9 protein-coding genes, 1 tRNA gene and 3 pseudogenes (1 of these 13 cut by a window edge) are annotated in these 14,489 nt (G+C 37.7%); 10 read left to right on the top strand and 3 right to left on the bottom strand.

Features of this window, described 5'->3' with window-relative positions:
- The 4 genes and pseudogenes from AE2B122_RS12635 to AE2B122_RS12625 all read left to right on the top strand — a co-directional run.
- Window positions 1-18 (top strand) — tRNA-Val (locus tag AE2B122_RS12635); it begins 62 nt to the left of the window's first position.
- A 353-nt stretch (window positions 19-371) separates the two neighbouring features.
- Window positions 372-794 (top strand): tyrosine-type recombinase/integrase, encoded by a 423-nt coding sequence (locus AE2B122_RS19225; protein WP_254593499.1) that lies wholly within the window; start codon window positions 372-374, stop codon window positions 792-794.
- Window positions 795-940: 146 nt separating this feature from the next.
- Window positions 941-1,168: pseudogene (locus tag AE2B122_RS19220) on the top strand (tyrosine-type recombinase/integrase); the annotation flags it as partial.
- A gap of 235 nt (window positions 1,169-1,403) precedes the next feature.
- Entirely contained in the window at window positions 1,404-2,390 is a 987-nt protein-coding gene (locus tag AE2B122_RS12625; protein ID WP_175074327.1) for a tyrosine-type recombinase/integrase, read from the top strand.
- Between the two features lie 23 nt (window positions 2,391-2,413).
- On the opposite strand, the gene AE2B122_RS12620 is transcribed toward AE2B122_RS12625, so the two are convergent.
- On the bottom strand, window positions 2,414-3,217 hold the full coding sequence (locus tag AE2B122_RS12620; protein WP_175074326.1) for a hypothetical protein: 804 nt from the start codon (window positions 3,215-3,217) through the stop codon (window positions 2,414-2,416).
- A 117-nt stretch (window positions 3,218-3,334) separates the two neighbouring features.
- The gene (locus AE2B122_RS12615; RefSeq protein WP_175074325.1) at window positions 3,335-3,586 is read right to left on the bottom strand and encodes a YolD-like family protein; all 252 of its coding nucleotides are present in this window, start codon (window positions 3,584-3,586) and stop codon (window positions 3,335-3,337) included.
- 129 nt (window positions 3,587-3,715) lie between these two features.
- On the opposite strand from AE2B122_RS12615, the gene AE2B122_RS12610 reads away from it, so the two are divergent.
- From AE2B122_RS12610 to AE2B122_RS12585, 6 genes and pseudogenes are all read left to right on the top strand, one after another.
- On the top strand, window positions 3,716-4,174 hold the full coding sequence (locus tag AE2B122_RS12610) for a hypothetical protein (RefSeq protein ID WP_175074324.1): 459 nt from the start codon (window positions 3,716-3,718) through the stop codon (window positions 4,172-4,174).
- Between the two features lie 722 nt (window positions 4,175-4,896).
- Window positions 4,897-5,151: pseudogene (locus AE2B122_RS12605) on the top strand (tyrosine-type recombinase/integrase); the annotation flags it as partial.
- Between the two features lie 19 nt (window positions 5,152-5,170).
- A pseudogene (locus AE2B122_RS12600) lies at window positions 5,171-5,679 on the top strand (MMPL family transporter); the annotation flags it as partial.
- 143 nt (window positions 5,680-5,822) lie between these two features.
- Window positions 5,823-8,351 carry a helix-turn-helix domain-containing protein gene (locus tag AE2B122_RS12595; protein WP_371809651.1) on the top strand — a complete coding sequence of 843 codons (2,529 nt, stop codon included), beginning with the start codon at window positions 5,823-5,825 and terminating at the stop codon, window positions 8,349-8,351.
- 255 nt (window positions 8,352-8,606) lie between these two features.
- Window positions 8,607-11,354: a glycoside hydrolase family 3 C-terminal domain-containing protein gene (locus tag AE2B122_RS12590; RefSeq protein ID WP_175074321.1), complete on the top strand. Its 2,748-nt coding sequence runs from the start codon at window positions 8,607-8,609 to the stop codon at window positions 11,352-11,354.
- 58 nt (window positions 11,355-11,412) lie between these two features.
- Window positions 11,413-13,749, top strand: coding sequence for a glycoside hydrolase family 3 C-terminal domain-containing protein (locus AE2B122_RS12585; protein ID WP_175074320.1), 2,337 nt, complete (start codon window positions 11,413-11,415; stop codon window positions 13,747-13,749).
- Window positions 13,750-14,356: 607 nt separating this feature from the next.
- Here AE2B122_RS12585 and AE2B122_RS19215 read toward each other — a convergent pair.
- A partial coding sequence (locus AE2B122_RS19215; protein ID WP_254593512.1) for an amino acid--tRNA ligase-related protein occupies window positions 14,357-14,489 on the bottom strand: 133 nt, incomplete at its 5' end.

The following is a 14,489-nucleotide window of genomic DNA, read 5'->3' as shown; positions in this document are numbered from 1 at the left end:
CGAGTCCAGTCGGAATCACTACACGCAGTAGCCCGCCATATGGCGGGTTTTTTCGTTGAATTGTAGCGGGACTTTGTACGGTAGGGTAGCAGTGCTAAGGTCCCGTTGGGTAGTGCCTCCGAAATACTTGACGGAGTGATTAGCAATGAACGACGAACCACGCGTAGAACGACGGAAGGGACGTCCGGTAAAGAGTCGCCGAACAGTCGGTAAATCTTCCGCAGATAGCCTCGACTACCTCTTTCGGATGTTCTACGAAATTAAAGTTGCGAAGGGGCGCTCGAAGAATACGCTCGAACAATATCGCAACAACTACGAATTCTTTTCGCGGTACTTGGACGCACGAGGCATGCCGGGACTACATCCGATATATGCGCGAAGAGGTCGTGCGCTGGGAGGATCATAAGTATCGTCCGAAATCGGCACAGACCGTAGGGCTATCGATAGAGACGGTGAATACGCGCCTTAAAACATTGCGGGTATTTTTCAGCTGCCTCGTCGATGAGAGCTATATCTTCGAAAGTCCGATGGATGGCGTTAAAAATCTGCGCAAGGAAGAGTCGAATATCGAAGTCCTAGATGCGGACGAATTACGCCAATTATTAATGATACCGGACCAGTCGTTTTATTCGGAGTTTCGCGATTACGTATTAATGCATCTACTTATCGACGGCATGATGCGGATAAGTGAGGCGCAAGGTCTGCGCGTACAAAACTTCGACTTTAACGGCAACTCCGTAACTATTCCGGCAGCTATCGCAAAAAGCCGCAAAGCGCGTACACTTGCGCTGTAGGCCCGGACAGTTAAGTTAGTGAAGGAATTATATACGGAAAACTCCGTAGATTTCGATACGGACTTCATATTTATAACGAACTATGGCGAGCAGATGGAACGGAATCATTTCCGTAAAAGGCTCATAGCTTATGCGAAAAAAAGGCGGGCATTACAAAGAAAGTGCATCCGCATATATTGCGCCATACAGCTGCGACAATGTTTCTCGAAGATGGCGGGGATATTCGTCACTTGCAGATGTTCCTCGGACATTCCGATATGCGAATGGTACAGCGATATACGCACCCGTCCGAGAAATCAGTAGCGCGTCAGCAATCGGCTCACTCAGCAATAAATAAGGTAATCGGAAAATTAAATAAGCCACGCAAGCAATAGTATTAGCGTCATCCTTTTCGGAGGGTGGCGCTATTTTTATAATGTCGTTATCTTCCGTTTGCTTCCGCTTACACTCCGAAAATGCCATTATATCAATGTTTTAAAGGGGTTTTAGTGCTTTTTGTCAAAGAAGATTATGAGGTGATAAATTATTATGAGGCACAATTATAACTATGATAAATTTGTCCACGAAAGATCGTTAGGGAATCGCGAAGTTAGAGAAGAGGGTAAAGATTTGACAGTAAAATATTCTTTTTCAGAAGCTATCGACGAATTCTTAAATGTGAAAAAGGCTGAAGGATGCCGTAAAAGTACAATCCGAGAATATAATTTGGTATTTGGATATCTAACTCGGTTCCTCTCTGAATACAAGCCAAAAATACGTTATGTTCACGAGCTAACATCGGCAGATGTCCGTGATTGTATAAATTTCCTTCAGTTTGACCGTATTCAATATGAAGGTATTTCTGATAGGGAGAACGGCAAGGTTGGTTTAGCACCAGCTACAATTAACATACGGATCCGCAACCTAAAGACCTTTTATAACTTCTTGAATCGAGAAGGCTATACGGATATAAATCCAATGACGCCGATTAAACAGCTTCGGACAGATACTGAGAAAATACGATACTTTACCGATGATGAGATTAACAAGTTACTCAACGTAATTGATGTTAAGACATATGCGGGTTTCCGGAGCAAAATACTGATTTACTTTTATCTGGACGGTGGTTATAGGGTGGCCGAACCAGTAAATCTCCGAAAGTCGGATTTTGATTTTGAAAAGCGTATCGTCACGTTGCCAGCTAATGAATCAAAGACACGTAATTACCGCGATGTACCTGTATCAAAGTTCGTCCTTGATCTTATCGGCCGACTGATTAAAGAAAATGAGAAATTCTTCGGAGAGAGCGAGTGCATATTTTTATCAGTGTTCGGGGATCCGTTGAAACCAGATGCTATTCGTCGACTATTTCATCGTTATGCCAAACGGACAGGATTGTCGCAGATACAGCCGGGAAGGTTCCGTCATACCTTCGCCATAAAATATCTAAAAAAGGGCGGAGACATAATGACGTTAAGCAAGATAATGGGACATTCATCGATAAAGACAACGGAGAATTATCTGCAGTTTTCGCGAGATGATATTGTATCAGCCCATGAAAAGTTCGCGCCAAGCAAAGACTTTTATAAGCGTAAGTTTGTTAGAAATAGGATTTGATTAATTAAGAAAAAAGGTACAACTTAAGAGGTCGTACCTTCGGTTACTGAACTATCGGGCTTATGATCAAAATTTAACTCTTTTTGTATAGATATCTTAATTTTTTCCTTAATTTCACTGAGTTCTTTTGTTTTATCAGAGAGATTAGTGTAGTATTCGGTGCGTTTACCCTCAAAACCGAATTCAATTCGATTTTGTTCTTCGAGTATCACATCTAAGATTAAATCTAATAAATTCAGAATTAATTTAGATAGATCACTCGGCAAATATAGCTCAGCGCTAAGTAGTTTCATATACACTTCATATCTCTTCTTGTCAGTATTGTGTAACTGTTTTAAATCAAGAGCTTGAGTGTATTTTTTATCACCTTTTTGCTTGTCGAATTTATATTCGGTTATTATATCTTCTATAACATCTTCATGAATCTCCTTACTTACTAAATAATCCCTTATTTTTTGTAAATCAGCTTCTGTATTACTTAAGAACATAAGACGAGTCTTCAGTCGAGAAGTGCTCCTTTGAAAATCAACCATCAAATCATTGATCATCATATATAATTCTGGATAAACTTCATGTATCTTTGAGCTAATCAAACTAAATTGATGAATTCTCTTCTGATAGTCGTGCTCAACATCTCGGGATATAAGTTGTAGGCCGTGCTTGTGTTCTTCGGATATTAGAGATAAATCATGTTTATGATCTGCTAACTCTGTATTGAAATGATGCTTTACTCTTCCGGCTATGTATCTTTTTACTAGGAAGAAGCCTACGGTTCCAATAGCTGTAGTTAACGCTGTATATAGAGAAAAGAACTCGAAAATGTTCAAAAAATAAAAACCCCCATAAATAGTTTAAACCAATTAAATCATATATTGAGCCAAACTTATAGCGAAAATTGACGAAAACTCTATGTAATCCAGACCAGTCCGGCTGCTTATCTCAAGTCACCGCATGGTCAAATTTACTTTATCAATCGTACCACTGACGGAATGAATGCGCTTGTTCTCGTAATACTCTACGGTAACAGGCGCCGTACTTTCGTAAGCTTCACGAACCTTCCTCTGTATCTCTTCCTGTTGGTCTTCCGATAATATCGGCTGATTGACATCATAATGACGTTGTCTTAGCTGCTTTAACTCCTGGATGTGCTCCGGCAACATTAACGATGTCCATTTGATTGATCCGCGTTCGTTCATTTTATATACCTCCGATGCAGAACATTTGTTCCTGGTATGCGATATATAGTACGAATATCAAGTTTCTAGTAGTACACTCCATTAAACTTATGTTCAGTTTTCCCGATAATAGATACGGAGGGATCAAGTATGTTAAGAGAAACAATAAATATCTATATGAAATACAATGCTTTTCACAGAACTCTTTTTAAGATAAGACCTAAGGAAGAGAGGAGAGAGAAGTTTGCTCAAGAATTGCTTAGACAGACAAGATTGGATGTATTCAAAGAGAACCATTTAGACTTATTAATTAATTTATTTGAAGATGAAGTCAAATCGAAGAGTAATAATAAGGCTACTTTTATAACTTCCTTAATAATTGGTTTTTCTACAAGTACACTTACATGGTTGTTCAGAGAAGAGGGTGGTGCAGAAGTTGCCCTCATGCTTATAGCTATTATTTCTTACATTATATTTTTATTTTATTCACTTAAAGGACTTTTTAGTGAGTATACCTACCGTAAAAAATTAGAAAATACGTTGATTTATTTGAAAACACTAAGAATTTATAATGAAATAAATCTTAATTATAAGTATCTTAAAAATTAAAAGCTCTCGACGAATTGCACCGATCAGCTCCCGGCCAAGTACCGTTAGGAATACTCCAGATTACGTCCTAATTACTACTACATTCCGTTTAGCAGAATGAATGTGCTAAATGCCTCCGAAAACGTTGATATACTGCGGGTTGTAGCGCCTTTCCCTTATAGAGAGGTATATAAAAGTGCTAAAAGACAAGCACTGCATATCGGTACAAAAACCGTACCTCATGCCATCTAATTACATCGATAGGGATATTATTCGGAGTAAAGGATTCTGCAGGGCGATTTTTCCTGATTTTTCCCAGCTGAAGACGTTCTTTGTCCGAAAGGGTCGGTAGTGTAGTAGTACATATCGTGGAAAATATTTCCGGTGTAAAGTAGCCATAAGGCGGATCATAGCGTTGGCACTGCCAGCAATACCACGCCACAAACCGCACAACCACGCGCTTTATAGCTTATATCGGAGTGGTCACGGATCCCATCCGTTTCCTTTACTTCGGTTTACGAAAGGCCGAATTATCAGGCGCAGGCTTCACGGGCGCGAGAGCGCTGAAACTCAGGGGCTCACGTTTAAACGAGATAGTCTGCCTTTTAGGAACATCGGCAACCCGGCAGCACTCTACATGATCGGTCGTCACCTATCCGAATGTACGACTTTGTATAAAAAAACATACATTTTAGACCTTGATAATAAAGAGTTTTTATCGTTGATATTAAAGGGATGAGAGTATGAAGGAGAAAGACGTACAGCCTATTCGTTCTAGGGAGAAAATTGTGGATATGAAGTGGGCGCTGCGGCGACATTGTAAAGAGCGAGATTACATTTACTTCTTGATCGGCATTAATACTGGCTTACGTGCAGGTGACTTGGTGAAGTTAAAAACGGATGTCTTCCGGAATAAGAGAAGGATTGTATTAAAAGAGGGTAAGACGAACAAGCAGCGCATTGTCACAATCGGAATGCAGATATATGAGGAAGTTCAGACATGAAATCATTGGATTCGGAATCATAGCTGGGATAAGAAGAAGAGACAAAGATGTTGACTTCTTACAAATTCCTAAAGAAGGTCCAATACTGGCCGTCCTGCCAATACTAGCTATCGGTATTCTTTTTGGACTGGCTATGGATTATCAGGTCTAGTAAGTAGAATGAGAGAAGAATATATGCAGTCGAAAGATCCAACACAAGCAATTCAGGCTGGGTTGAAGCATAGTGGACCTGTTGTATCAGAGGCAGCTTTAATTATGATTGCAGTATTTGCCGGGTGTATTTTTGCTCCGGATACAACCATTAAAGGCATGGGGATTGCACAAGCCTTTGGGGTACTATTCGATGCATTCCTAGTCAGATTAGTAATAGTCCCAAGTGTAATGAAATTAATGGGAAATGCAGCTTGGTATCTGCCGAAGAGGCTTAATAGGATAATTCCGAACGTGGTTATAGAAGGTCATGAACTTGCTAAAGAAATAGATACACAACTAAATAGTAACAAGAAGGAAGAGATTAATTAATCTCTTGCCATAATACCGAAGAAATCAGCCAAAACGTTCTACCTTGGGCTGATTTCTTTTTTAGAGATTAATAGGAGAATAGACATTGAAGCAGACATTTTCGATTAAAATAGATATACTACATTAAGAAAGCGCTTTAATATATATTACAGGGGGCGTTAATTATACTAGGATATGAACAGCTAGATTATCTTCATAATATTCCTATTAACATTTATACACATAAAGTAGCAAATTTCCCTTATCACTGGCATGAGGATATGGAGATTCTTTTTGTACTTTCAGATGATGTAGAAATTCGGGTTAATCAGAATTCGTACAAGTTGAGAGAAGGTGATGTATTCTTAATAAATATGAATGAGCTTCATTTTATAAGCGCCACACCAAAAAACGCACAAATACTTGTATTGCAAATTGATCATGAGTATGTAAAAGGTATGGATATACAAATAGAGGGTAAGAAATTTTATTTAAATTCATCGGATGAGCAGGATAACCATAAAAAACATGTTTTCGAAGATATAAAGCGAACACTTGCTTCCATGATGCAGCACGTGCTAAATAGAATGCCATTTTATAGCATTAAGATTAAGCAGCAACTGCTTCATTTGGTTGCGTTGTTACTTGAACATTTTGAAGTGTCGGTGAAAACTGACCAGTATAATATCGAAGATGATCAAAGGCTGTTGGATATTCTAAAATATATGAACGACCATTGCAAGGATCCTGATATAAGCTTAAATCAGGTTGCGGAAGTTTTTTCGCTTAATCCACAGTATCTGTCTAGGTACTTTAAGTCGAAGGTTGGCATATCTTTTAAGAAGAGATTGGACAGTTTGCGCTTACAAAAGTCACTTTCAGCAGTTATAGCAACAACTAAAAGTATCAATGAGATAGCATTAGAATATGGTTTTCCGGATAGTAAAGCATATTATCGAGTTTTTAAAGAGGTCTTGGGCAGTACACCAAATCAATACCGTCAAAGAGAAACGCAAGTTTTACAAAATGACTTAGGTAATTACCTGAGTATTAACAGCCAAGAATCGCTAAGTAAATTGTTTAAGTACTTAGGTAGACGAGAAGGTTTAGAGCAAATAGTAGAATCTAATCCAGAAACAACTGTCTCAAATCTGTATGGAAAGAGTACAAAATTAAATCCTTCTTTTAGAAAGCTGTTAACAATTGGTTATGCACCGCATATCCTCCGAGAAGATTTTTTAGAACAGCTCAGACAAATTCAAAGGGAGATGCCTTTTGACTACTTACGGTTCCATGGCATTTTTTCGGATGAATTAATGATTTACAATGAAAAATCAGATGGAACTAGTTATTATAATTTCAACCATATGGATACTTTATTAGACAATATCTTATCCAGTGGCATTAAACCATTCATTGAAATTGGTTTCATGCCAAAAGAACTCGCTAAGTCACCCGATAAAATATTCTGGTGGGAAGGTTATGTTTCTCCGCCAAAAGAAATGAATCGCTGGACAGACCTTATAGTACAGTTTATGCGGCATGTAATCAATCGCTATGGAATAGAGGAGGTAAGAAGCTGGTACTTTGAGTTTTGGAATGAACCTGAAGTAGAAGGATTCTTTTGGACTGGATCACGTGAAGAATTTTTTGCTTTCTTTGCGGCGACCTATAAGTGTATAAAATCTATTGATCCATATATAAAGGTCGGGGGCTTCGGTCATATTGATTTTTCCGATCGGCAAGAGTGGCACAAAGAGTTCCAGGAATATGCTTGGAAGAATGGCATAGAATTGGACTTTCATTCTTTCCACGTGTATAACACTTCTAATAACCAAAATGCAGGTCATCAACGTGTTTCCCCAAATAAATGGAGTATTTCAACAGAGAACACAATTCAGGACATTATCGGCCGGACAAGTTTAATTATAGGTGATGAAGATAACTTAACAAATAAAATAGATGCGATAATCAAGAAGCAGCATAGTCTGAAGAGAAGAGATTTCTGGATCACAGAATGGAATTCTAATTTCGATAGCAAAGATTTACTGCATGATACGTGTTACATGGCTGCGTTTATTATTAAATCAGTGCTGGAGAATCATAATAAAGTAAGCGGAATGGGTTATTGGACAAGTACGGATATTTTTGAGGAACAGAAACAAGAAAAACATCTGTTTCATGGCGGTTTCGGTTTGATGACATATAATGGTATCAAGAAACCCGCTTATCATGCAATGTACTTTTTAAGCAAATTAGGTGTTGAAATTATAGATCAAGGTAAGGATTTCATTCTAACTAAAAAAGGCGACTCATATCAGTTACTTTTATTTTACTATGTACATCCTAATTTACTGTACCGCAGTTTTGATTACTCTGAACTCCATTTAACTGACAGAGATCAGGTATTTGAAAAGAAATCAGCTAAATATAGAAAATTCATCATCCAAAACCTGAATGGCAGGTATCGTGTGCATAAACGGTTTGTTAACAAAAAAGCAGGGTCTTCATACGATTCATGGGTTGATATTGGTGCGCCGCTACACATAGAGGAAGAAGGGGTCGCATATCTAAAAAGTAGAGCGGAACCAGGGTATGAAGTAACTGAGTTTGAGACAACAGGAGATTATACAGTGGAGTGTGTACTTCAGCAACACGAAATCCAGTTATTTGAATTTAAAAAGCTATATTAAAAACCTCGTTTTTAAAACGAGGTTTTTTTATTTGGGACGAATGTCATAGTAATAAAGTCAATAAAAGGAAGAGATAAAGTCTTTTTTTGGAATGTCGCCTTAACTTTTCTTCCCTATAATTATGTTGACTTCATAAAGCGCTTTCATTCCGTTACTTCCATATTACTTATTTGGAAACGCTTTAAAAAGCAACGATAAATGATTCCTGATTGTGCTTTTTAATATTCATACACACACTTTTTTAGGGGGGACATCATGTTCGAAAGCTTTAATAAGAGAAAAATTAAGAAAAAAGAAATAACAAAACGTGTAAGGGAAGACAAGGCAAAAAGTAAGGAAAGAAAGCAGGAAATAGCTTCTTTGCCAGAAACAGAACGGAAAGAGATAATAAAGAGTGACAAACGTTTGCAAAAAGAACAGAAACAGCAAAGAAAAAATGAATTAAGGTCCTTCAGTCGTAAAGAGAGAAAAGTAGCAAAAAAAGAAGCGAAAATGTATAAAAAAATAAAAAATAGACCAAGACGGATAACGGGCTGGTCTATTGTAGCACTGCTGTTACTAATTACTGGAGTGACTGTGGGGCCAACAGTTTCAGGTATAGTTGGGAACATAACTGGAAGACATATCACAATTAACACAACAAGTGCAGAAGGTGTCAAGGTCAGAGATGCTGCTGATGTCGTTTCAGAAGATATTGCTGATGAAGGAATAGTTTTATTGAAAAATGATAATAACGCACTTCCATTAACAGATAAAAAGATCAATGTATTTGGTTCAACGGCTTTTAGTTTTAAATATGGCGGGGGAGGTTCGGGTGGTTCAGACCAAAGCCGTGCTATAAATCTGTTCGATGCACTAAAGAATGCAGGAATTGAATATAATCAAGAATTATATGACTACTACGCGGGCATGCCAGAAATAGAAGCAGTAGCAGGTGAGTCTAACACTGGTGTTGTGCAAGTAATTGGGGGCATGTTAGGCAATAATAAGGCAGCTGATGAACCTGAAGTATCAGATGCTGTGCTATCACAAGCGAGAGAGTACTCTGATAATGCGATGATAATCCTTCAAACTGAAGGGGTGGAAGCATCAGATGTAAATACGGAAGACTTAAAGTTAACAGATGAAATGCGTGCCTTAGTGGGAAAAGTTGCTGATAACTTTAGTAATGTTACCATCGTTGTTAATGCTGGTAATACTTTGGAATTAGGATTCGTAGATGATTATCCGAGCATTCAATCAATTCTTTGGGTTGGAACACCTGGACCCTTCGGAACAAATTCGCTTGCAAAGGTATTATCGGGAGAAATAAATCCTTCTGGCCGAATTACTGATACGTATGTCTATGATTATACATCATCACCAGCGAGTGAAAACTTCGGTGACTATCAGTATGAGAATTTAGATAAGGCTTATATTAATTATGAGGAAGGAATTTATGTAGGATATAGATTCTATGAAACTTACTTGAAGGATAATGAGGAAGGATACAGAGAAACAGTGCAATATCCATTTGGTTCCGGTTTAAGCTACACAACTTTTGATTGGAATGTAGTTAATCAACAATTAAATAAAGATTCAATTGAAGTAGAAGTAGAGGTGAAAAATACTGGTGAATTAGCCGGTAAAGATGTAGTTCAAGCGTACTATTCTGCTCCTTATACTCCAGGAGGTATAGAAAAGTCTGCCATCAATTTGGCTGCATTTGCCAAAACAAGCTTACTAGAACCAGGAGAATCTGAAGTAATAACTATTAAGTATGATACCAGAGATATGGCTTCTTACGACATGGAAAACGAGAATTATATTCTAGAAAAAGGAACATACCAAATTAAACTTGCTAAAAATGTTCATGATATTGACAATTCCATAGACTTTGTATTATCTGAAGATATTCTGTACAACGAAGATGCTGATACGGGAACGGAGTACAGAAATCGTTTTAACCAATCAGATAACGAATTAACAGTTCTTTCCCGAAACGATTGGGAAGGAACATACCCATCGGATGAAGATGATTCAAAAGTAGCCTCTGATAAGATAATTGAAAGAGTTCAGCAACATGAGTTCAATGATGATGTTCCGATGCCTACAACAGGCGCGGAAAATGGATTGAAATTAGAGGATTTAAAAGGATTTGAACACGAGGACCCTATGTGGGATCAATTCTTAGACCAATTAACAGTAGATCAAATGATTGAATATGTATCAAATGGCGCTTATCACACGGGTGGAATTGAAGATCTAGGTATTCCGGATACTGTTTTATTGGATGGACCTGCTGGGTTTAATTTCTTCTTCAAGCAATTTGAAGCTGGGGCTTATCCAACAGAAATCGTCGTTGCAGCCACCTGGAATAAAAACCTAGCATATGAGATGGGTGAAACTATCGGAGAAGAAGCAAAAGCTTACGGAATTCATGGATGGTACGCCCCGAATCTAAATATTCATCGCACAGCACAAGGTGGAAGGAACTTTGAGTATATGTCGGAAGATCCTATATTGAACGGCATGATTGGTGCTAATATGGCGAAAGGAGCTCAAGACCAAGATATTACAGTATTCATGAAACACTTTGCTATGAATGAACAAGAAACAAATGCACGTTCAGGAATGCTAGTATGGTCGAATGAACAGGCAATGCGTGAGATTCACTTACGTCCGTTTGAAATGACTGTAAAAGAAGCTGGAGTGACTGGTACAATGTCTAGTTTCTCATACATTGACGGTAAATGGGCAAATCAAGAATTATTAAATGGAATTCTTAGAGACGAATGGGGATTTGAGGGTATGGTATCTTCAGATGCGGTATTCAATTTTATGGAATCGCAAAAAGCCATAACTTCGGGAAACGATTTAATGTTAGATATTATGTCCGTTCCAAAAAACAAAGAACGTTTGAAAGAAGCGTATGACGAGCACCCTGAAGCGATTACAGTTGGACTTCGTAATAGCATGCATAACTCACTATATGCAACACTACAAACATATCTTTTTAATTAAAAATAGATAAAGAAGGTGGACTATGTTCGTCTTCTAATTAGAAAAATGGCGGTGCAGAATGGAACATTACGATTTAATTAAGCAAATGACTTTGGAAGAGAAAGCTTCCCTAATGTCTGGAAAAAACTTTTGGAATACCAAGGCAATTGAACGTCTTGATATTCCTTCCATTATGCTAACAGATGGACCACACGGACTACGTAAACAAGGGGGAAAGGCGGATCATCTAGGTCTCCACAAGAGTTTACCAGCAACATGTTATCCAACTGCAGCAACGTTAGCAAATAGTTGGGATAAATCACTTGTATATGATGTAGGAAAAGATATTGGGAAGGAAGCTCGAAGTGAAAGGGTAAGTGTCTTACTTGGACCAGGGTTAAATATAAAACGGAATCCATTATGTGGGCGTAATTTTGAGTATTTCTCAGAGGATCCGTATCTTACTGGTGTACTCGCTAGTGAAATGGTAAAAGGAATTCAGTCTAATGGAATTTCTGCTTGCCCTAAGCATTACGCTGTAAATAGCCAGGAACATATGCGTATGACAATTGATGAGATTGTAGATGAACGCTCGCTTCGAGAGATTTATTTAACGGGATTTGAAAAAGTTGTAAAAGAAAGTAATCCTCATACGATGATGTCTTCCTATAATAGGGTAAACGGTGAATTCGCAAATGAAAATCAATACCTAGTAAATGACATCTTATACTCGGAATGGGGTTTTGATGGTGTTGTTGTAACTGACTGGGGCGGGAATAATGACCGAGTTGCAGGGTTGAGAGCTCATAATCAGTTAGAAATGCCTTCAACTAATGGAATTACAGACAAGGAAATTGTTGATGCAATAAATGCAGGAACATTAGATGAATCGATATTAGATCAAGCAGTAGATCAATTGTTATCTTTAATATTTAAAGTTCGTTTAGATGATAAACCACCAGTGCAAATAGATTATGACAAACACTATAAAAAGGCAGTTGAAGCTGCACGGCAGTCTATCGTGCTCCTTAAAAATGACTATAACATTCTTCCACTCAAGGCGGGAACAAAAGTTGCAGTTATTGGTGATTTTGCAAAGAACCCAAGATATCAAGGAGCAGGGAGTTCATTAATTAACCCTTATAAATTAAGTGATCCGCTTGCTCATTTACAAAAATCTTCATTAGACATAGTGGGTTACGGTCAAGGATTTAAGCGAATGGGAGGAAAGAGTAGTAAATTAGTACAAGAAGCAATAAGTCTTGCAAAATCCTCTGAAACAGTGCTTTTATTTATTGGACTAGATGAAAGTGCGGAAGCAGAAGGTGTAGATAGAGAAGATTTAAAAATATCTCAAAATCAGTTAGAACTTGTTGAATCTTTAGTTAAGGTAAACGAAAATGTTGTAGTTATACTTTCTGGTGGTGGAGCACTTGAGTTACCATTTGCAGAAAAAGTGCGAGGAATTATACACACTTATCTATCCGGGCAAGGTGGAGGAGAAGCCGTTGTTGATATATTACTTGGTAAGTGCAACCCCAGTGGCAAATTAAATGAAACATTCCCACTAGAATATGCTGATGTCCCCTCCTCCTCGTACTATCCTGGACAACAAGCAACAAGTGAACATAAAGAAGGATTGTTCATTGGATATAGATATTATGAAACTGCCAATGTACCAGTGCTATATCCATTTGGCTACGGGTTGTCTTATACTACATTTGAGTATAGTAATCTTAGGATAGAAAACTTTACTGTAAGTTTTGATCTAACAAACAAAGGTAAAGTAGCTGGGGCAGAGATTGCTCAATTATATATTGAAATGTTAGATTCGAAGATTTTCCGCGCCAATAAAGAGTTGAAAGGCTTTGATAAAGTCTACTTGGAACCCGGTGAAACGAAGCGAATGACACTAGTTTTAACAGAACGAGATTTCTCCTTCTATAATCCAGAAACTAAGTGTTGGGAGATTGAATCGGGGAATTACAAAATTCAAGTAGGCAGTTCAATTCAAGACATTCATTTAGAAGAAACTGTTGAAATGATTGGTGTTAATCCATCTGTATTTTTAAAAAGTGAATTACCACACTATGCAATGGCTGACGTAAAGTATATTCCGGATATAGAATTTGAGAAGATATTAGGACGGAAACTGCCACCTACAATTTGGGATCCTCAAAAGAGCTTAGGAATGAATGACACGATTAATCAAGCACAATACAAAAACTGGGTCGGGAAAGTTCTTTATAAGAGTATTATGTTCTTCCATTATTTCTTTAAATGGATAGGAAGACCATTAACAGCTAATAACGTGTATTTTATAATAAACATGCCATTTAGACAAGTGGACCGCTTTACAGGGGGGAAACTTAGTAGAAAGAATGTTGATAGGCTCTTACGATGGATTAATCGCTAAATAAAACTCTGTATAGCTATTTTAATAAGAATTTATAGAAGAAATAAAGCTAGGTACTATACCTAGCTTTATTTTGATTTAAACAATAGTCATCTAATAGATACCGAAAGTTCCCATCATTTCTAAATCGATGTAAAAGCCATAATATATTGTTTAGCTTTGATATGTGAATGTTTTTTTCCAAAAATCTAAATTGCAGTATTACTAGAGAGCAAATACTTGTAGATGCTCTGAATATATAATAAGAAACTAACGTTCAATAAAGTTACACTTTAATGAACGCTCTTATAAATTTAGTAAGAGCTAAAAGACCGTTCAAAAACCTATGGAAATAGTTTTGAACGGTCTTTTTTACATACATGTTTCAACGTTTGGGCAACTTTGACCATAGTTAAATTTTTACGTAAACGTATACATGATGTGGTTTATAAGCGAACCCCTTATATAAGGATTTCCCATCTATATTTCCCGGACAAACATTTCAAAAAGAAATCACCTCTGGAAAAGCTTCTAATCGCTGTCTATTTGACCAACGCCAAAGCTAGCTTTCATCAAATGCCTATAAAAAGGTGAAAAGGAGAAGGCAGAATAGCCCTTCTCCTTTCTATTAAGAACGATTACGCATCTGCGGGAACAGCAATACGTCCCGGATGGATGGAGCATTTGTTAACAGCATAATCAGGCGGTCGATACCGATACCCAATCCGCCCGTAGGCGGCATACCATACTCAAGGGACTCC

This window comes from Terribacillus sp. AE2B 122 (assembly GCF_902497585.1).
GTDB lineage: Bacteria > Bacillota > Bacilli > Bacillales > Amphibacillaceae > Terribacillus > Terribacillus saccharophilus_A.
This window is presented reverse-complemented; position numbering and strand designations above follow the sequence as displayed.